Here is a 16,755-nt window from a genome sequence, read left to right on the forward strand (position 1 = left end):
CATACTCTGTAACAAAAGCTAGAAAATGAGGGCTGCCCACCCGTGACCCCGCCCGCCAAACTGGTCAAACAGATGCTGCAGGATGAGATCGACGGCCTGACCCGGTCGGAACGTCAACTCGCCTCGATCCTGCTGCAGGACTACCCCATGGCCGGGCTGCAATCGATCACCAAGCTGGCCGCCGCCGCCGGCGTCTCGACCCCCACGGTGATCCGCATGGCGCGCAAACTGGGTTTTGACGGCTTTCCCGACCTGCAACAGGCGCTCAGGGATGAGGTCGCCGCCCAGATCAAGAAACCGATCTCGAAACGCGATGCCTGGGTGGTGGACGATGCCGCCGAACACGCGCTCACCCGGTTCGCCCAAGCGGTCTGGACCAACATGCGCCACACGCTCGAACGCATCGACACCGCGATGTTCGACACGGTCGCGCGGCTGCTGGCCGACACCTCGCGCCACCTCTACGTGGTCGGCGGCCGCATCACCCGCTCGAACGCCGATTACCTCTTCAACCACATGCAGATCATCCGGCCGGGCGTGACGATGCTCGGCAACTCGGCCAATGTCTGGCCGCAATACCTGCTCGACATGGACCGGGCTGCGGTGCTGGTGATCTTCGACATTCGCCGGTACGAGGCGCATCTGGAAAAGCTCGCCCAGATCGCATCCGAGCGCGGCGCCACCGTGATCCTCTTCACCGACCAATGGGGCTCGCCCATCGGACGCAGCGCCGATTTCACCTTCCACGGCCTGGTCGAGGCGCCCTCAAGCTGGGATTCCACCATCGCCCTGCAACTGATCTCCGAGGCCCTGATCGCCCAGGTGCAAGAGGCCCGCTGGGAGAAAAGCAAGGAACGGATCGAGGAGCTCGAATCCATGTTCTCCTCAACCCGCCTGTTCCGGGGGCAGGGGTAAGACCCTTCCGATTGGCGCCGGATCGAGAAGGGGGCCATAGTGTATGGCTTTCAGACTTGGCACGACCGGCGGTCTGAGGGATCATCAGTCCGGATCGGGTTGGATGTGCAGCGCCGGAGCGGCAGAATCCGCGACCTGAGCAGTTGTGCCGTGTCGCGCCCGCATAGCTCCGGACCGGTTGTTTGATCCGCAGCATTCCGTGCGTTCTGGCTGCCGAATTTGATTAAGGCATTTTGGAGAGAGCCGATGAGTTTCTGGGTCGATTGGTCCGATGGAAAAAAGTGGTTCATGGGGATACTGGCCGCATTGCTAATTATCCTGATTTCATGGATCGGCAGCCAAATCCATCAAAGTATATCAACCACTTCCAGGGGAACATCGGTCTTGCTCATTTCGGCTCAACCGAACGGCACGGATCTGGGCGGGCCGCAAGCGTCTGTCAGGGAAGTCGAAAGAATACTTAATGAAGATGTCTCCCGGACCCTCAGCGAAACGTGTTTCAAAGATTTGCGTTCCAAATCTCTGAAGGGTGAATTCGACGTTCTGATTTCCCGGGGAAGCAACGGGTTCGCCAACAATTTCTCGATCAGGAACACCAATATTATGGATGCGGACTGCATCGAAGATGTCCTGAGGGGAACCAGATTTCCCGAACCGGTTGGCGTAAGACCGGGCGATGGGTACTGGGTAACCGGACGAATAGAGGTCAGGTGACACCCGGGCGAGTTTCCTGTTCACCGCGCCCGTAACGTCCTGTGGAGCGTCGGCACAAGAGATGGAGTATTGCGGTTCAGCCAGCGGTGTTTATTGGCACTGCGTCTGATTGGACACAAGATCCACACTCGCGATGGACACGGAATTGCTGCTCGAATTTTCCGGCAGCACATAGCCCCAGGCGACATCGCACCCATGCACCGAGATTTGAACGACACGATCGTATTTTTGCGAGAGAGAGACTGAAATTGCCCCGTTTTGCGGCACCTGCCGCAAGCCCCCTGCGATGCCGACAAGGTCCGACGGATTGCTTCCTTCAGGCAACAGGCGCACAAGAACGCTGTTTTGTCCCACGACGCGCACGCAAAGTTCCGTGCCTGCCGGAAAGCTCTTTGACACCGGAAACTCCCACCAGGCCGCACACCACCTGTTTGGTTCCGTGCCACCGGCGGCCTTGCCTGGCGAACCGGGAAGCATTTCGGCATGAACAGCAAACGCCGCAGCCGTGAAAGCGGCGGCTCCTATGAAATCTCTGAGACGTCGTCTCAAAAACGTCGACGGTAATTTGGCGTGAAGTAAAAACATCATGAAATCCGTTTCTTCGATAAAGACGGCAAACATACAATATTTTGCGCTTTGAGCCAAGTTTGCCCAGGTATCAGAGAGGGAGCACGGCACCCGAATTTCCGCAACACATCCCGCTGCTCTTCGCCCAGGATAACAGGCCAATCGTCGGACCCACCCGCCAGAGCGGTGATCGTACCGCGATTAGCGGAACGCCGCAGAGGTGGCATGGCTGAACCCGACCATCAGCTGCATATCTGGAAACGCGCGGGTGCGCACATGTTTTCGGATTAGGCAGTTTCCTCTCCCTCTCCGCACGCTCTGATTTTGTACAAACCGAGCTCATCCCCTCGCAGGCCGCGTACAAACCGGAAGAAACCGATGACGTGCCTTGCCGCAGGGCCGCTACAGGAAAAATCCGCCTGAGATGAAAAAAGTTCGAAACGCCGCTTGACGCTGCCCGGGCGTGGCCATAATACACCCAAACGTTCAGCGATGAGCGGGTAGCGGGCGGTTGTAGCTCAGTTGGTTAGAGTACCGGCCTGTCACGCCGGGGGTCGCGGGTTCGAGCCCCGTCAACCGCGCCACTGCTGCCAGCCCTTCGATCCGGGCCAAGGGATTGAAACAAGGACCTGATGCGCGGTTGTAGCTCAGTTGGTTAGAGTACCGGCCTGTCACGCCGGGGGTCGCGGGTTCGAGCCCCGTCAACCGCGCCATTTCCCAGAAAATCCAAATATTTAAGCCTCGTTCCTCACGTGCGGCGTTTCGCCTGTGCCGTAAGCCCTTTGTGGATTGCGGACATGACCGTATCCTGCAGAAAACAACCCTGAGAGGTCCGAGATGCCATTCCTCGCCCGGCTCCTGTTTCTGATCCTGGCTGCCAGCGCACCCACGCTGGCGCACGCCAACGAAGACCTCGAACAGGCCGTTGATCTCTGGCTGCAGGGCAACGATCAGCAAAGCCTGCCGATGCTCGCCGGCCTCGCCCGGACGGGCAACGCCGACGCCCGTCTTCTGCTCGCCCGGATCGAAACCAACGACCGCGGCCCATCCCCTTATCGTGTGTCCCTGCCAAGCGCAGAGGCGCGTGCGCTGTTCCGCCATGTACCAAAAGGTACAGTGTTTGGAAGGACTTGGCTGTTCATGGAGGCGGCGGTCGAGAACGAGTTGGCGCAGGCATTGATGCAGGCCGTTCGCCCCGAGCCGGACCCGGATCTGATCGTGGAACTGAACCGGTTGGGCGAGAGGCAGGCAACCGACTATCCCACGCGTATCATTGCGCTTTATGGGTCCCAGGAGATGAAAGAGGCCTTTCGGCAGAGCCCCGATCTGTTGCCTGAATTGCGGCCCTATCTGGACTATCTCATCGGGCCGCCGGAACCCCGAGGTGACGGGATAGCCGCCCTGCGTCACATCACAGCGGGGCAGGAGCCGGTCAGTGCCGATGGCCCCGAGACCCTTGGCATGGCCGGGATTCTGGCGCTTGGCTACGGGTATGGTGACACCTCCGCTTCGAACCGGTGGCGCCCCGCAGTCGAGGGTTGGTTGTTGTCGGCACAGGCGACAAGGCCGATTGCCGACCTGTGCACCAGCCAGTGCGGGTCGGAGGCCCCAAGCTGTGCCTTCGCCTTTCTGGCGTTGCTCGGCGGCTACTACGAGGTCATCCGCGTTGACAGCCCGCTGGAAAAGCTGGTCCCACAGGAGCGCTTTCTAAACAGCCCGCGCGCCCGTCTGATGGTGCTGCGCAAGGCCGCGCTGGCGCGGGCGGAGACGAATCTGACCTTGCTGGCGGATCGGGCGCAGATCGCCGAGATGTCTCAATGTGCGGCGGACCTGGTCGCAGACGAACGGCTTGCATATCAGTGACGGGAGCGCGGCAGTCTCTGCCGCGCCCCGCCGGCTTACTTGTTCAGCGCATCGAGAATCCGTGCCCAAGAGCGGATGCCTTTGTGAAAGCTCTTCACGTCGTACTTCTCGTTGGGTGAGTGGATCGCGTCATCGTCGTTAGCATAGCCCACCAGCATCGAATCCAGCCCCAGGATCGATTTGAAGTACCCAACCACAGGGATCGAACCGCCCATGCCGGTGAACACCGCCTCGCGATCCCATTCGTCCGAAAGTGCGCCGCGTGCGGCCTCGAATTCCGGGCGCGTGATGTTCATCACCGATGCGCGCGAGCCTTCCAGATCGTTGTCCCAGACCACTTTGGCATCGGGCGACAGGCGGTCCTCGACATGTTTGCGGATCTTGCTACGCAGCGCGTCGGGGTCCATGTCGCCGACCAACCGGCAGGTGATCTTGCAATGCGCCTCGGACGGGATCACCGTTTTGGAACCCGCGCCGTTATAGCCGCCCCAGAGGCCGTTTACCTCGAGCGTCGGGCGTGCCCATTGCTGTTCCAGCGTGGAGTATCCTTTTTCTCCATGTGGTTGCGTGTAGCCGACCGAGTTCAGGTATTCGGCTTCGTCGAAACCGCAACCTTCCCATTGGCGCAGTTGTTCGGCGGGGACTTCGTGAACGCCTTCGTAGAAGCCTTCGACGGCGACACGGCCGGTTTCCTGATCGTAGAACGAGTCCACGATGCGCGAGATTTCCCGCAGCGGGTTCAGGCCGGGGCCGCCGTAATGGCCGGAATGCAGGTCGATGCGCGGGCCTTGAATTGTGAACTCATCCTTCAGCATGCCGCGCAGTTGCGCGGCGATGGAGGGCACGCCACGCGACACCATCGAGGTGTCACAGACCAGTGCCAGATCGGCCTTCAGCTCGGCGGCGTTCTCTTCGAGGAACGGCACCAGCGAAGGCGAGCCCGATTCCTCTTCGCCCTCGAAGAAGAAGGTGATGCGGCAGGGCAGGGTGCCGTGCACGGTCTTCCAGGCCCGGCAGGCCTCGACGAAGGTCATCAATTGGCCCTTGTCGTCGGACGAGCCGCGGCCCCGGATCACCGGGCCGTTTTCGGTGTCCTCGATGGCCGGGTCGAATGGGTCGCGGGTCCACAGGTTCAGCGGATCCACCGGCTGCACATCGTAGTGTCCATAGAACAGCACATGCGGCTCGTCGCCATCCTCGCCCACATGGCCCACCACCATCGGGTGACCGGGTGTGGCCCGCTTTTCCGATGCTATTCCAATGCTTTGCAAGTCAGCCACCAGCCAGTCGGCGGCGGTGTCGCAGGCCTCTTTATAGGCCGGGTCGGTCGAGATCGAGGGGATCCGCAGAAGTTCCATCAGCCGGTCGGTGGCGGCTGAGAGATCTGTATCGATGCGGGTGAGAACGTCGTCCAGCGACATGGTGGGCTCCTGAGTCCTATTCGTTTCCGGCGCGGAGCCTAGCAGCGCTTTGCCGACAGTCCAGTGCGCCGCCGGGCAATCTGGTGTATATTATAGGAAACGGCGATTGTATGCCGGGGCAGCCCTGCGTCGTTTCCCCGCGCACGAGCGCCGTAAGTTTACTTGTGGGACAAGGGACAAAGCTATATTTGATGCAAATCAATGCTGTGATGCCGTTCGCGGATATAGGCAGTTGAATTGAAGGTGCATAAAAGATAATCATTCACAAACGTGAATTTGTTTGCGTTGGTGAATTCGGTCCGCCCGCCACGATCGGGGTCGGCGGCGGATGACCAAGGAGGACCCGGTGGACTACACTGCTCAGCTCGATTCAGCGATTGCCAGGCTGCATGACGAAGGACGGTACCGGACCTTCATAGATATCGAACGCCGCAAGGGGCATTTCCCGCACGCGGTCTGGACCCGTCCGGACGGGTCCGAGCGCGATATCACCGTCTGGTGCGGCAACGACTATCTGGGCATGGGCCAGCACCCGGTGGTGCTGGAGGCAATGCAGGAGGCCATCGAGTCGGCGGGCGCCGGCTCGGGCGGGACCCGTAACATCTCGGGCACTACGGTCTATCACAAGCGGCTCGAGGCCGAGTTGGCCGATCTGCATGGCAAGGAAGCGGCACTGCTGTTCACCAGCGCCTATATCGCCAATGACGCGACGCTTTCGACGCTGCCCAAGCTGTTTCCCGGTCTGATCATTTATTCCGACGCGCTGAACCATGCCTCGATGATCGAAGGCGTGCGCCGCAATGGCGGTGCCAAGCGCATCTTCCGCCACAACGACGTGGCGCATCTGCGCGAGTTGCTGGAGGCCGACGATCCTGCGGCGCCCAAGTTGATCGCCTTTGAATCCGTGTATTCGATGGATGGCGATTTCGGCCCCATCGAAGAGATTTGCGATCTGGCCGAGGAATTCGGCGCGTTGACCTATATCGACGAGGTGCATGCAGTTGGCATGTACGGCCCGCGCGGCGGCGGCGTGACCGAGCGCGACCGTCTGGCCCATCGCATCGACATTATCAACGGCACGCTGGCCAAGGCCTATGGCGTGATGGGCGGCTACATCGCGGCAAGTGCGAAAATGTGTGACGCCATAAGATCTTACGCGCCGGGCTTCATCTTTACCACGTCACTGCCGCCAGCGGTTGCGGCAGGGGCGGCAGCCTCGGTTGCCCATCTCAAGCGCGCGCCGGAGTTGCGCGAGCAGCATCAGACCCAGGCGAAAATCCTCAAGACTCGTCTCAAGGGTATGGGCCTACCGCTGATCGACCATGGCAGCCATATCGTGCCGGTCATCGTCGGCGATCCGGTCCACACCAAAAAGCTGAGCGACATGCTGCTTGAGAGCTATGGCATCTATGTCCAGCCGATCAACTTCCCAACTGTCCCGCGTGGTACAGAGCGGTTGCGTTTCACCCCGTCTCCGGTGCATGGACCGGACGAGATGAACGCGCTTGTGCATGCTCTTGACGCACTTTGGTCGCATTGTGCGCTAAATCGCGCCGAACTTGCAGGTTAACATCACAGCTTAGTGTGCAACTTGTGTGCCGCGTGTTATGGTGTTGTTAACAATAGGTTCAGTCGAATCGTTATGGGGACGACTCGCTGGACTCAGCAAAACTCGCGGCAGGCTAAAATGGGGCAGCAGGAATGATTGGGCGCAGGACTCAGCGCGAATCAGACGAAGAGGAAGTCGTCCGGCCAAAGGGCTTTGACGACTTCGAGTTGCGGCTCGGCGATGTGATGCGCGGCGAGCGGGCGACGATGGGCAAATCGCTTCTGGACGTACAGCGCGAGCTTCGGATCAAGGCCAACTACATCGCCGCCATCGAAAATTCCGACCCTGACGCTTTTGACACACCCGGCTTCATCGCCGGGTATGTGCGTTCCTATGCCCGTTATCTGGGCATGGACCCCGAGGAGGCGTTCTCGACCTTCTGCCAGGAGAGCGGGTTCCAGGTGGCGCACGGCATGTCGGCGCAGGCCTCGGTGGTCAAGAAATCCGACGGTGCGCTGCCCTCCAAAGGCCCGATGGGTCGCGACCCGTTCATGTCGCCGAACACGCCCTTTGTGCCCGGTAAGGAATCGTTCTTCAGCCATATCGAACCGCGCGCCATCGGCTCGTCCTTCGTGCTGTTGGCGCTGATCGCGGGGATCGGCTATGGCGGCTGGACCGTGCTGAAAGAAGTGCAGCAGGTGCAGGTGACCCCGGTGGAGCAGGCGCCGCTGGTGCTCTCGGATCTGGACCCGCTCGATGAGGCGCGGGGCCGGGAGGCCGTGACGGCCAATGCCGGTTTGGTGACGCCGAGCGCGGATGCCCTGGACCGTCTCTATCGTCCGCAGGCGCTGGATGTGCCGGTTCTGGTGGCGCGCGACGCGCCGATCTCGACCCTCGATCCGCGCAATGTCGGCACCTTCCGCACGCCGGACCTGCCCGAGATCCAGATCACTGAGGCGCAGCGCCCGGCAGCGGATCTTCCTGCGATACCGCAAGTGCTGGAAGAAGTTGCGCCATCGCTTGTCATGGTAGCCGTGCGCCCGTCCTGGGTGCGGGTGACCGCCGCTGACGGCACAGCGATCTTCGAAAAGATCATGGAGCCCGGCGAAACCTATGAGGTGCCGCTGACCGAAGAGCCGCCGACGCTGCGGGCCGGTGAGAGTGGTGCTATTTATTTCGCGACCAATGGCGAGCATTTCGGTCCAGTGGGCGAACGTGGTGTGGTGACCAAGAACATCCCGCTGTCGATCGACGCCGTGACAGAGCGCTATCAGGTCGCGGATATGGAGCAGGACGGCGATCTGGCCCGCATGGTGGCCGAGGCGCAGACCGTCGCCGAAGACCCCGTCGAGACCCCCAGCGACTAACAGGCCCATTGCAGGGCCTTCGCGCGCGGCTTATGTAACCGGCAGACCCGGAGCAGACGGACCTCGCCTCATGTCGCTGAATCACGTGCGCCCGTGGCGCAACATCTATCGCCGTAAATCCCGTCAGATCATGGTTGGCAACGTCCCTGTGGGGGGCGATGCGCCGATTTCGGTCCAGACCATGACCAACACGCTGACCACCGATGTTGCGGCGACCGTTGCACAGGTGCAGGCGGCGGCAGAGGCAGGGGCGGACCTGGTGCGGATTTCGGTGCCCGACGAGGCATCGTCGCGCGCCTTGAAAGAGATTGTGACCGAATGTCCGGTGCCGATCGTGGCGGATATCCATTTCCACTACAAACGCGGGATTGAAGCTGCCGAGGCGGGGGCTGCCTGTCTGCGGATTAACCCGGGGAACATCGGCGACGAGAACCGGGTGAAAGAGGTCATCAAGGCCGCCCGCGACCACGGCTGCTCAATCCGGATTGGGGTCAACGCAGGCAGTCTGGAAAAGCACCTGCTGGAAAAATACGGCGAGCCGTGCCCCGAGGCGATGGTGGAGTCCGGGCTGGAGCATATCCGTATCCTCGAGGACAACGATTTCCACGAATTCAAGATCAGCGTGAAGGCCAGCGACGTGTTCCTAGCCGCCGCCGCATATCAGGGCATTGCCGAGGCCACGGACGCACCGATCCATCTGGGCATCACCGAGGCTGGGGGCCTGGTCAGCGGCACCATCAAATCCGCGATCGGTTTGGGCAACCTGTTGTGGATGGGCATCGGCGACACGATCCGCGTCAGCCTGTCCGCCGATCCGGTGGAAGAGGTCAAGGTCGGCTACGAGATCCTGAAATCGCTGGGCCTGCGCCATCGCGGCGTCAATATCATCTCGTGCCCGTCCTGTGCGCGTCAGGGATTCGACGTGATCAAGACCGTCGAGACGCTTGAACGGCGGCTGGAGCACGTGAAAACGCCCATGAGCCTGTCCATCATCGGCTGCGTGGTGAACGGCCCCGGTGAGGCGCTGATGACCGATGTGGGCTTTACCGGCGGCGGGGCCGGGTCCGGCATGGTCTATCTGGCGGGCAAGGCCAGCCACAAGATGTCGAATGAGCAGATGATCGACCATATCGTGGCAGAGGTCGAGAAGAAGGCCGCTCAGATCGAAGCCTCCGAAGACGCTGCACAGGACGCTGCCGAGTAGACCATGGATGACCTCGTCATATCGCGCGCAACGCCTGAGGATATTGCTCCGGTTCAGGTTATCGCGCGCGAGACGCTGCGCCGGACCGCCTCGGTGTTTCTGGGCGAAGAAACGGTGGCTGTGCTGATCGAAAGCGGGCAGACGGATGACGAGATCTCGGATCACCTCTCGAACCTTTATGTAGCCCGCGCCGAAGACCGGATCGTCGGTTTTGCGATCTTCTGGGAGGGGTTTCTGCATCTGATGATGGTGGAGATCAGCCTGCACCGCAGTGGCGTCGGCACCGCGATCCTGAACTGGGTCGAGGCACAGATGCGCGCGGCAGGCCATGACCGGGGGCAACTGCAGACCTTTGTCGGCAACGCGCAGGCCATCGGGTTCTACCTGCGCAACGGGTGGGTCGAGACCCATCGCGACGGCCCCGAGGCCGGAGATTTCGCCAGGGCCACGTTTGAGAAGCCTTTGGATTAAGGGCTCCTTTGGTCGGCTGATTATCTGAGCAAGGTTCGATGCCGATTGTCCGTCGGCATCTATTGGCATCTCTGGCTCACAACGCCTCGGCCCTTCCTAATGGAACACTCCAACGGGTGGTGCTTTGCCAACTCATTTGACCCTAAACAGTGGCAACGGAAAGTAACGTCCGAACACGACAGTTCGGGCCTGATCAGTGACAGCTCATCTTTGTCACGCCCCTGTTTGGTGCCTGTGTTGCCGGTGGGGCGCACGGTTGGTTTCGAAGGCTTCAACCTATCTGCGGGATAACCCTTGGCAACGAAAGGCCGGGCATCGCGGCGGGCAGACAGGAGCATCACATATGGTATTCGATTTCTTGCGTCGTGGATCGGCTGGCGAGGCGCCGGAAGCCAAGGCGAGCGCTGCCGGGCCGGTGGTGGCCTGGCACAATGCGGGCCGGGTGGCGTGGAGCCCGCGCGATACCGTGTCGCTGACGCGGACGGGGTTTTCGGGCAACCCGGTGGGGTTCCGCTCGGTCAAGCTGATCGCCGAGGCGGCGGCGGCGCTGCCGCTGGTGCTGCAGGACCGGGAGCAGCGCTATGACGTGCATCCCTTGCTGGCGCTGATGCGGCGGCCCAATGCGGTGCAGGGCAAGGCGGAGCTGCTGGAGGCGCTGTTCGGGCAGCTGCTGCTGTCGGGCAATGCCTATGTCGAGGCGGTGCAGGCGGAAGAGGGTCTGCCGGTTGAGCTGCATGTGCTGCGCTCGGACCGGATGAGTGTGGTGCCCGGTGCCGATGGTTGGCCGGTGGGGTATGATTATACGGTGGGGGCGAAAAAGCACCGCTTTGACGCCTCGGCGATCTGTCACATCAAGTCGTTTCATCCGCAGGATGATCATTACGGGTTCTCGCCGATGCAGGCGGCGGCGATGGCGGTGGATGTGCATAACAGCGCCTCGCGCTGGTCGAAATCGCTTTTGGACAATGCGGCGCGGCCGTCCGGTGCGCTGGTCTGGAACGGTGGCGACGGGCAGGGCGTGATGGCTGAGGATCAGTTCCGGCGTCTGAGTGACGAGATCGAGGCCAACTATCGGGGTGCGCGCAATGCGGGGCGTCCGATGGTGCTGGAGGGGGGGCTCGATTGGAAACCGATGGGGTTCTCGCCCTCGGACATGGAGTTTCAGAAGACCAAGGAAGCCGCCGCCCGCGAGATCGCGCTGGCCTTTGGGGTCCCGCCGATGTTGCTGGGAATTCAGGGGGATGCGACCTATTCGAACTATCAGGAGGCCAACCGGGCGTTCTATCGCCTGACGGTGCTGCCCCTGGTGACGCGGGTGGCGGCGGCGCTGTCGGACTGGTTGTCGGGGTTCACCGGAGAGGAGCTGGCGCTGAAGCCGGATCTGGATCAGGTGCCCGCCTTGTCCGCCGAGCGGGATGCGCAGTGGGCGCGGGTGACGAATGCCGATTTCCTGACCGATGCCGAGAAGCGGGCGCTGCTGGGGCTGCCGGTGCTGTCGGACGAGGCGCATGGCTGAGGGGCCGGGATATCCGCCGTTCGAGTGTGCTCCGGGGTTGCAACTGGCCGCGCATGAGCGGGTGGCCGCGATCCAGCATGAGCATCTGTGCCGCAGGCTGGATCAGATCGAAGAGATGATGGAGCGGCTGGAAAAGCGGTTGTGGCTGACGGTCTACGGGGTTGTGGCGGTGATCCTGGCGCAGGCGTTCCAATCGGTCTTGGTTGCAACACCTTAGAATTTCAAAGGGTTACAAGGAGTGTTTCATGGAGATGGACACCGGGCTTGAACACAAGTTCGCGCGGTTCGGCGACGGGCTGACGGTGACGGACGATGCGGTGATCGAGGGCTATGCGAGCCTGTTCGGCCAGACCGATCAGGGCGGCGACAATGTGCAGAAGGGCGCGTATCGCGCCTCGCTCAAGGGGCTGGAGGCCGCCGGTCAGCGGGTCAAGATGCTGTGGCAGCACGATCCGGCGCAGCCCATCGGCGTCTGGGACGAGGTGCGCGAGGACGAGACCGGCCTGTGGGTCAAGGGGCGGCTGCTGGAGAGCACCCAGACCGGGCGCGAGGCGGCGGCGCTGATCAAGGCGGGTGCGATTGACGGGCTGTCGATCGGCTATCGCACCAGGCGCGCCGTGAAGAACGAGAAGGGCCAGCGGCTCTTGACGGAACTGGAGCTGTGGGAGGTGTCGCTGGTGACCTTTCCGATGCTGCCCAGTGCGCGGGTGGCGGCCAAGGGGGCAACCCCCGAGGCCGGGGACATCTGGCGCGAGATTGCCGGGGTGTTCAGAGACGCCCGGCGGGAGCTGGCGCGAAACTAGCGCGCCGAAAACTCACCCCCAAGAAGGAAGTGCTGATGAGCAAGACCGAAGTGCCGGCCTTGGCCGGAGAGGGTGTGCCCCTGGCTCAGGAGGTGAAGCAGGCGATGACTGGCTTCGTGAATGAGTTCAAGGGCCTGAAGGCTGAAGTTCAAACCAAACTGCAACAGACAGAAGAGCGACTGACCATGCTGGATCGTAAATCAACCATCGCGGCGCGTCCGCACCTGGCGGCCTTTACCGACGAGGGCGCGCCGCATCAGAAAGCCTTTGACGCCTATGTGCGTTCGGGCGACGACGATGGCTTGCGCGGGCTGGAGATGGAGGCCAAGTCGCTGTCGAGCGCGGTCAACAGCGATGGTGGCTATCTGGTCGATCCGCAGACTGCCGAGATAATCAAGTCGGTGCTGAAATCCACCGCCTCGATCCGCTCGATTGCGTCGGTGGTGAATGTCGAGGCGAACTCGTTCGATGTGCTGATCGACCACACCGATGTGGGCGCGGGCTGGGCGGATGAGAATTCGGCGGCGACCGAGACGGCGACGCCGTCCATAGACCGGATTTCGATTGCGCTGCACGAACTGAGCGCGCTGCCCAAGGCATCCCAACGCCTGCTGGATGACAGTGCGTTCGATGTCGAGGGCTGGCTGGCCGGTCGTATCGCCGACAAGTTCGCCCGCGCCGAGGCGGCGGCATTTATCTCGGGCGACGGGGCCGACAAGCCCAAGGGCATTCTGGATCATGCCAAGGTCGACAACGATGTCTGGACCTGGGGCAATATCGGTTATGTGCCGACCGGTATCGACGGTGGCGTCGATGCGGATGCGATTGTCGATGTGGTTTATGCGCTGGGCGCGCAGTACCGCGTCAACGGCACCTTCGTGATGAACTCGAAAACCGCCGGTGTGATCCGCAAGCTGAAGGACAGCGATGGTCGCTTTCTGTGGTCGGACGGTCTGGCCGCCGGTGAGCCTGCTCGCCTGATGGGTTATCCGGTGCTGATCGCTGAAGATATGCCGGATGCAGGATCGGACAGTTTCTCGATTGCTTTCGGCGATTTTTCTGCCGGTTACACCATCGCCGAGCGTCCCGATCTGCGCGTGCTGCGCGATCCGTTCAGCGCCAAGCCGCATGTGCTGTTTTACGCCACCAAGCGTGTGGGCGGCGATGTGAGCGACTTTGCCGCGATCAAGCTGGTGAAATTCGGCGCCGCCTGAGCGCGCGCCGGAGCCGGGGCGGGGTGACCCGCCCCGGGTGGCGGGCGCGGGCCGGGGTGAGATCCCCTGCGTTGTCTAGCTGCTCCCCTCCGTCCGAGCAACGTGGGGCGGCACGTGCCCGCTTTTCCTGAAGATGAGGGCCCCCGGAGGGGTTCGAGCTTGCGGAGTGAATTGATGATGTTGATCGAAGAGACCTCGGTTCCGGATGCCGCGCTGCCGGTGGACCAGTTCAAGGCGCATTTGCGGCTGGGCACCGGGTTTGCCGAGGACAATGTGCAGGACGAGGTGCTGAAGAGCTTTCTGCGGGCGGCGATTGCGGCGATCGAGGCGCGGACGGGCAAGGTGCTGATCGCGCGGGAATTTTCCTGGAGCCTGAACGGCTGGCGCGATCGCGGGGGCGAGGTGCTGCCGGTGGCGCCGGTGACCGGGGTCGACGCGGTGACGCTGGCGGATGCCGAGGGCGTCGAAGCGGTGGTTGAGGTTGGTTCGTACCGGTTGGAACCCGACAGCCAGCGGCCGCGTTTGCGTCCGGCAGGCGCGTTGCTGCCTGCGGTTGGGACCGGTGGGTCGGTGAAGATCGCCTTTACCGCCGGGATGGCGGCGGATTGGGGCGGGTTGCCGGCCGATCTGGGCCAGGCGGTGCTGCTGCTGGCGGCGCATTACTACGAATATCGTAACGAGACCGCCTTGGGCGATGGCTGCATGCCCTTTGGGGTCACCAGTCTGATCCAGCGTTATCGGATGGTGCGGTTTGGTGCCGGGGTAGTGCAATGAAGGCGCCGCATCTGAACCGGCGTCTGGTGCTGGAGGCACCGGTGCGCAGTGCCGATGGCGCGGGGGGGTACACCGAGAGTTGGGCGGTGCTGGGCACGCTCTGGGCCGAGGTGAGTGCGCGCAGCGGGTCTGAGAGATCGATTGCCGGGGTGCCGGTGTCGCGGGTGAGCTATCGCATCGTCGTGCGGGGGGCTCCGGAAGGGTCGAGCATGCGCCCGGCGCCGGATCAGCGGTTTCGCGATGGTGCGCGCCGCTTCGTGATCCGGGCGGTGGCCGAGCGCGATCCGGCGGGCCAGTACCTGACCTGTTTCGCGGATGAGGAGGTGGCGGCATGAGTTATGGCGTATCAGCCGCGCTGCAGGCGTCGGTGTATCAGCAGCTTGTTGCGGATGCGGAGGTCAGTGCACTGGCTGATGGGGCGATTTACGACGCGGTGCCGTCGGGTTCTGTGCCGCAGACCTATGTGACGCTTGGGCCCGAGGAGGTGCGCGAGGCCTCCGACGGGACTGGCGCCGGGGCGGTGCATCGCTTCACGGTCTCGGTGGTGTCCGAGGCGGCCGGGTTTGGCGCCGCCAAGACGCTGGCGGGCGCCGTGTGTGACGCGCTGGAGGCGGCGCCGCTGACGCTGGCCCGGGGGCGGGTTGTGGGGCTGTGGTTCGAGCGGGCTTCGGCCCGGCGTACCGGAACCGGCGGCGCGATCCGCCAGATCGATCTGAGATTCCGCGCCCGCGTGGAAGACGACTAAGCAACCAATCTTTGGAGAGAGCATATGGGTGCCCAGAACGGTAAGGACCTGCTGGTCAAAGTGGACATGAATGGTACGGGTCTGTTCGAGACCATCGCGGGGCTGCGGGCCACGCGGGTGAGTTTCAACGCGGAAAGTGTGGATGTGACCAGCCTGGAGAGCCAGGGCGGCTGGCGCGAACTGCTGTCGGGGGCGGGGGTCAAGTCGGCCTCGATCTCGGGCTCGGGCGTGTTCAAGGACGCCGGCACCGATGAGCGCGCACGGCAGTTGTTCTTTGATGGCGAGACGCCTGCGTTCCAGGTGATCATCCCAGATTTCGGCATTGTCGAGGGGCCGTTTCAGGTGACCGGCATCGAGTATGCGGGCTCGCACAATGGCGAGGCGACCTATGAGATGAGCATGGCCAGCGCCGGGGCGCTGAGCTTTACCGCGCTGTAAACCGCCATGGCCAATCCGTGGACGGGCGAGGTGGCGCTGACCATCGACGGGGAGCGGCGGGTGCTCAAGCTGACCTTGGGCGCATTGGCCGAGTTGGAGCAGGAACTGGAAACGGGGTCTCTGGTCGAGCTGGTGCAGCGGTTCGAGGCGGGGGGGTATTCCAGCCGGGATGTGCTGGCGCTGGTCGTGGCCGGGCTGCGGGGCGGCGGCGCCGATGTGGCGCGGGCCGATCTGCTGCGCGCCGAGATCGCGGGCGGGCCGATGGCGGCGGCGCGGGCGGCGGCGGAGTTGCTGGCGCGGGCCTTCATGGTGCCGGGTGAGGCATGAGCGGGTTCGACTGGCCTGCGCTCATGCGGGCCGGGCTAGTGGGGCTGCGGCTGACGCCGGAGCAGTTCTGGCGTCTGACGCCTGCCGAGCTGCGGCTGATGCTGGGGCAGGGCGCCGGGCACCCCGCGCTGAACCGGGCCGGGCTGGATGCCCTGCTGGCGGCCTATCCGGACAAGACACGAGGAGAGAGTGATGACGGATCGTGAGGGGTTTGACGACCTTCAGGACACCGGCGAGACGCTGGGGGAAACTCTGGGCGATGCGGCGACCATGGCCGCCGGGTTCGACGCCGAGCTGCGCCGGGTGCGCTCGGCCTTTGCCGAGACCGGCAAGGATGTCGCGACGCTGGAACGGGGGCTTTCCAAGGGATTGCGGCGCGCCTTTGACGGGGTGGTGTTCGACGGGATGAAACTGTCGGATGCGCTGGAAACGGTGGCGCGGTCGATGATCCAGACCACTTATTCGGCGGCAATCAAGCCGGTGACGGATCATTTCGGCGGGATGCTGGCCAAGGGTGTCGGTAATCTGGTTGGCGGGCTGCTGCCCTTTGCCGATGGCGGCAGCTTCGCGCAGGGCCGCGTGATGCCTTTTGCCAATGGCGGTGTTGTCAGCGGCCCGACCACCTTTCCGATGCGTGGCGGTATGGGCTTGATGGGTGAGGCGGGACCCGAGGCGATAATGCCGCTGGCGCGCGGGGCGGATGGCAAGCTGGGGGTGCGAAATTCCGGTGGCGGGCGGCCTGTGAGCGTGGTGATGAACATTTCGACCCCCGATGTGCAGGGGTTCCGCCGCAGCCAGGGGCAGATCGCGGCGCAGATGAGCCGTGTGCTGGGCCGTGGCAACCGCAATCGCTGATCGGGGAAGACT

The 16,755-nt window shown here is 63.0% G+C and carries 20 protein-coding genes and 2 tRNA genes; 20 read left to right on the forward strand and 2 right to left on the reverse strand.

What is annotated here, in order from left to right:
* Window positions 1-72: 72 nt before the first annotated feature.
* Both GOX53_RS19760 and GOX53_RS19765 read left to right on the forward strand, forming a co-directional pair.
* A complete protein-coding gene (locus GOX53_RS19760) occupies window positions 73-915 on the forward strand; it encodes a MurR/RpiR family transcriptional regulator (RefSeq protein ID WP_171179495.1) in 843 nt (280 codons plus the stop codon).
* A gap of 246 nt (window positions 916-1,161) precedes the next feature.
* Window positions 1,162-1,629 carry a hypothetical protein gene (locus GOX53_RS19765; protein WP_171179406.1) on the forward strand — a complete coding sequence of 156 codons (468 nt, stop codon included), beginning with the start codon at window positions 1,162-1,164 and terminating at the stop codon, window positions 1,627-1,629.
* Window positions 1,630-1,719: 90 nt separating this feature from the next.
* Here GOX53_RS19765 and GOX53_RS19770 read toward each other — a convergent pair whose 3' ends face one another.
* Window positions 1,720-2,250, reverse strand: coding sequence for a hypothetical protein (locus tag GOX53_RS19770; protein WP_171179407.1), 531 nt, complete (start codon window positions 2,248-2,250; stop codon window positions 1,720-1,722).
* A 453-nt stretch (window positions 2,251-2,703) separates the two neighbouring features.
* Between GOX53_RS19770 and GOX53_RS19775 the strand changes: the two genes are divergently transcribed.
* The 3 genes from GOX53_RS19775 to GOX53_RS19785 all read left to right on the forward strand — a co-directional run bounded on the left by GOX53_RS19775 (window position 2,704) and on the right by GOX53_RS19785 (window position 4,059).
* Window positions 2,704-2,780 (forward strand) — tRNA-Asp (locus tag GOX53_RS19775).
* A gap of 52 nt (window positions 2,781-2,832) precedes the next feature.
* Window positions 2,833-2,909 (forward strand) — tRNA-Asp (locus tag GOX53_RS19780).
* Between the two features lie 124 nt (window positions 2,910-3,033).
* Entirely contained in the window at window positions 3,034-4,059 is a 1,026-nt protein-coding gene (locus GOX53_RS19785; protein ID WP_171179409.1) for a hypothetical protein, read from the forward strand.
* A 35-nt stretch (window positions 4,060-4,094) separates the two neighbouring features.
* Here GOX53_RS19785 and GOX53_RS19790 read toward each other — a convergent pair whose 3' ends face one another.
* Entirely contained in the window at window positions 4,095-5,480 is a 1,386-nt protein-coding gene (locus GOX53_RS19790) for a M20/M25/M40 family metallo-hydrolase (RefSeq protein ID WP_171179411.1), read from the reverse strand.
* A 346-nt stretch (window positions 5,481-5,826) separates the two neighbouring features.
* Here GOX53_RS19790 and hemA point away from each other — a divergent pair, with 346 nt between their 5' ends.
* The 15 genes from hemA to GOX53_RS19865 all read left to right on the forward strand — a co-directional run bounded on the left by hemA (window position 5,827) and on the right by GOX53_RS19865 (window position 16,743).
* Window positions 5,827-7,050: a 5-aminolevulinate synthase gene (gene hemA / locus GOX53_RS19795; protein WP_171179497.1), complete on the forward strand. Its 1,224-nt coding sequence runs from the start codon at window positions 5,827-5,829 to the stop codon at window positions 7,048-7,050.
* A 131-nt stretch (window positions 7,051-7,181) separates the two neighbouring features.
* Window positions 7,182-8,396, forward strand: a complete 1,215-nt coding sequence (locus GOX53_RS19800; RefSeq protein WP_171179413.1) for a RodZ domain-containing protein — start codon at window positions 7,182-7,184, stop codon at window positions 8,394-8,396.
* A 70-nt stretch (window positions 8,397-8,466) separates the two neighbouring features.
* On the forward strand, window positions 8,467-9,600 hold the full coding sequence (gene ispG / locus GOX53_RS19805) for a flavodoxin-dependent (E)-4-hydroxy-3-methylbut-2-enyl-diphosphate synthase (protein WP_171179415.1): 1,134 nt from the start codon (window positions 8,467-8,469) through the stop codon (window positions 9,598-9,600).
* Between the two features lie 3 nt (window positions 9,601-9,603).
* Window positions 9,604-10,071: a GNAT family N-acetyltransferase gene (locus tag GOX53_RS19810; RefSeq protein WP_171179417.1), complete on the forward strand. Its 468-nt coding sequence runs from the start codon at window positions 9,604-9,606 to the stop codon at window positions 10,069-10,071.
* A 343-nt stretch (window positions 10,072-10,414) separates the two neighbouring features.
* Window positions 10,415-11,587, forward strand: coding sequence for a phage portal protein (locus GOX53_RS19815; protein ID WP_171179419.1), 1,173 nt, complete (start codon window positions 10,415-10,417; stop codon window positions 11,585-11,587).
* Window positions 11,580-11,804 carry a hypothetical protein gene (locus GOX53_RS19820; RefSeq protein WP_171179420.1) on the forward strand — a complete coding sequence of 75 codons (225 nt, stop codon included), beginning with the start codon at window positions 11,580-11,582 and terminating at the stop codon, window positions 11,802-11,804. The genes GOX53_RS19815 and GOX53_RS19820 overlap by 8 nt, the downstream gene beginning before the upstream one ends.
* Before the next feature lie 28 nt (window positions 11,805-11,832).
* A complete protein-coding gene (locus GOX53_RS19825; RefSeq protein ID WP_171179421.1) occupies window positions 11,833-12,390 on the forward strand; it encodes an HK97 family phage prohead protease in 558 nt (185 codons plus the stop codon).
* A gap of 35 nt (window positions 12,391-12,425) precedes the next feature.
* A complete protein-coding gene (locus tag GOX53_RS19830) occupies window positions 12,426-13,604 on the forward strand; it encodes a phage major capsid protein (protein ID WP_171179422.1) in 1,179 nt (392 codons plus the stop codon).
* Between the two features lie 174 nt (window positions 13,605-13,778).
* Window positions 13,779-14,378, forward strand: coding sequence for a head-tail connector protein (locus GOX53_RS19835; protein WP_171179423.1), 600 nt, complete (start codon window positions 13,779-13,781; stop codon window positions 14,376-14,378).
* Entirely contained in the window at window positions 14,375-14,713 is a 339-nt protein-coding gene (locus GOX53_RS19840; RefSeq protein ID WP_171179424.1) for a phage head closure protein, read from the forward strand. The genes GOX53_RS19835 and GOX53_RS19840 overlap by 4 nt, the downstream gene beginning before the upstream one ends.
* On the forward strand, window positions 14,710-15,123 hold the full coding sequence (locus tag GOX53_RS19845) for a DUF3168 domain-containing protein (RefSeq protein ID WP_171179425.1): 414 nt from the start codon (window positions 14,710-14,712) through the stop codon (window positions 15,121-15,123). Before GOX53_RS19840 ends, GOX53_RS19845 begins: the two co-directional genes overlap by 4 nt.
* 24 nt (window positions 15,124-15,147) lie before the next feature.
* Window positions 15,148-15,561: a phage major tail protein, TP901-1 family gene (locus GOX53_RS19850; RefSeq protein ID WP_171179427.1), complete on the forward strand. Its 414-nt coding sequence runs from the start codon at window positions 15,148-15,150 to the stop codon at window positions 15,559-15,561.
* 6 nt (window positions 15,562-15,567) lie between these two features.
* Window positions 15,568-15,888: a gene transfer agent family protein gene (locus GOX53_RS19855; protein WP_171179429.1), complete on the forward strand. Its 321-nt coding sequence runs from the start codon at window positions 15,568-15,570 to the stop codon at window positions 15,886-15,888.
* Complete coding sequence (locus GOX53_RS19860; protein WP_171179431.1) at window positions 15,885-16,094, forward strand: rcc01693 family protein; 210 nt, start codon at window positions 15,885-15,887, stop codon at window positions 16,092-16,094. Before GOX53_RS19855 ends, GOX53_RS19860 begins: the two co-directional genes overlap by 4 nt.
* Window positions 16,081-16,743 carry a phage tail tape measure protein gene (locus GOX53_RS19865; RefSeq protein ID WP_171179433.1) on the forward strand — a complete coding sequence of 221 codons (663 nt, stop codon included), beginning with the start codon at window positions 16,081-16,083 and terminating at the stop codon, window positions 16,741-16,743. The genes GOX53_RS19860 and GOX53_RS19865 overlap by 14 nt, the downstream gene beginning before the upstream one ends.
* Window positions 16,744-16,755 lie beyond the last annotated feature (12 nt).

The sequence above is a fragment of the Ruegeria sp. HKCCD8929 genome (assembly GCF_013031405.1).
In the GTDB taxonomy this organism is placed as follows: domain Bacteria; phylum Pseudomonadota; class Alphaproteobacteria; order Rhodobacterales; family Rhodobacteraceae; genus Ruegeria.

Bases quoted from the DNA above. Each gene is read 5' to 3' on its own strand.
- GOX53_RS19835 (WP_171179423.1), top strand. From the start codon at position 13,779: ATGATGTTGATCGAAGAGACCTCGGTTCCGGATGCCGCGCTGCCGGTG.
- GOX53_RS19810 (WP_171179417.1), top strand. From the start codon at position 9,604: ATGGATGACCTCGTCATATCGCGCGCAACGCCTGAGGATATTGCTCCG.
- GOX53_RS19855 (WP_171179429.1), top strand. From the start codon at position 15,568: ATGGCCAATCCGTGGACGGGCGAGGTGGCGCTGACCATCGACGGGGAG.
- GOX53_RS19845 (WP_171179425.1), top strand. From the start codon at position 14,710: ATGAGTTATGGCGTATCAGCCGCGCTGCAGGCGTCGGTGTATCAGCAG.
- GOX53_RS19770 (WP_171179407.1), bottom strand. From the start codon at position 2,250: ATGTTTGCCGTCTTTATCGAAGAAACGGATTTCATGATGTTTTTACTT.
- GOX53_RS19850 (WP_171179427.1), top strand. From the start codon at position 15,148: ATGGGTGCCCAGAACGGTAAGGACCTGCTGGTCAAAGTGGACATGAAT.
- GOX53_RS19800 (WP_171179413.1), top strand. From the start codon at position 7,182: ATGATTGGGCGCAGGACTCAGCGCGAATCAGACGAAGAGGAAGTCGTC.
- GOX53_RS19825 (WP_171179421.1), top strand. From the start codon at position 11,833: ATGGAGATGGACACCGGGCTTGAACACAAGTTCGCGCGGTTCGGCGAC.
- ispG (WP_171179415.1), top strand. From the start codon at position 8,467: ATGTCGCTGAATCACGTGCGCCCGTGGCGCAACATCTATCGCCGTAAA.
- GOX53_RS19830 (WP_171179422.1), top strand. From the start codon at position 12,426: ATGAGCAAGACCGAAGTGCCGGCCTTGGCCGGAGAGGGTGTGCCCCTG.
- GOX53_RS19865 (WP_171179433.1), top strand. From the start codon at position 16,081: ATGACGGATCGTGAGGGGTTTGACGACCTTCAGGACACCGGCGAGACG.
- GOX53_RS19815 (WP_171179419.1), top strand. From the start codon at position 10,415: ATGGTATTCGATTTCTTGCGTCGTGGATCGGCTGGCGAGGCGCCGGAA.
- GOX53_RS19760 (WP_171179495.1), top strand. From the start codon at position 73: ATGCTGCAGGATGAGATCGACGGCCTGACCCGGTCGGAACGTCAACTC.
- GOX53_RS19860 (WP_171179431.1), top strand. From the start codon at position 15,885: ATGAGCGGGTTCGACTGGCCTGCGCTCATGCGGGCCGGGCTAGTGGGG.
- GOX53_RS19790 (WP_171179411.1), bottom strand. From the start codon at position 5,480: ATGTCGCTGGACGACGTTCTCACCCGCATCGATACAGATCTCTCAGCC.
- GOX53_RS19765 (WP_171179406.1), top strand. From the start codon at position 1,162: ATGAGTTTCTGGGTCGATTGGTCCGATGGAAAAAAGTGGTTCATGGGG.
- GOX53_RS19840 (WP_171179424.1), top strand. From the start codon at position 14,375: ATGAAGGCGCCGCATCTGAACCGGCGTCTGGTGCTGGAGGCACCGGTG.
- GOX53_RS19785 (WP_171179409.1), top strand. From the start codon at position 3,034: ATGCCATTCCTCGCCCGGCTCCTGTTTCTGATCCTGGCTGCCAGCGCA.
- GOX53_RS19820 (WP_171179420.1), top strand. From the start codon at position 11,580: ATGGCTGAGGGGCCGGGATATCCGCCGTTCGAGTGTGCTCCGGGGTTG.